A 582-nucleotide genomic window follows, 5' to 3' on the forward strand; every position below is an offset into this window, starting at 1 on the left:
AGCTACCTGTGAGAAATCTGGATACGAATGGAGAATCTGTGCTGCATCGTTTTGCAGCTGGTGAATTTTTTTAGATAAACGACTTGCTTGCTTCTGCCGAGCCAGCTCTTTTGCCCACTCCTCAAATGTAGTGGAGATTCCCTCAAACAGGTCTGCTTCCTTTTGCTTGATGGGCCCAACTGATTTTGCTAGCTTGTAGTACACAAAGTCCGGCCCTTCTTCATAGTGCCGACCCATTCCCTGGCTTTTGTGCATGAAACGTGATTCTTCTCCCAACTGCTTGTAAGAAGCTCCGTATCGTTGATCGTAATCACCTATTGGAATTCGAACCGTATAATCCTTAGCATTTGCTGGTACATATAGCTTTTTCACCTGCCAGGGTGATAATCCTGCTTTTATTTGTTCAGGAAATACAGATGGGTTGGCGGCATCTTCAAACGCTCTCACTGTAATCACATTCATCGCCCGATGATGACCGTGAGTAGACTCTTCATTGAGAAAAGCAGGGATCACGATGTCTGGACGCACTTGGCGGATATGGCGAATCAAGCGTTCATAGGTGTGTTGTTCACCCCATTTTTT

General features: G+C 45.5%; 1 protein-coding gene. It reads right to left on the reverse strand.

Features of this window, described 5'->3' with window-relative positions; all coding sequences use genetic code 11:
- On the reverse strand, window positions 1-582 hold a 582-nt coding region (locus AYJ08_RS23920; RefSeq protein ID WP_483295062.1), incomplete at both ends, for a PIG-L deacetylase family protein.

Source organism: Brevibacillus sp. SKDU10 (assembly GCF_001645205.1).
GTDB classification, from domain to species: Bacteria; Bacillota; Bacilli; order Brevibacillales; family Brevibacillaceae; genus Brevibacillus_B; species Brevibacillus_B halotolerans.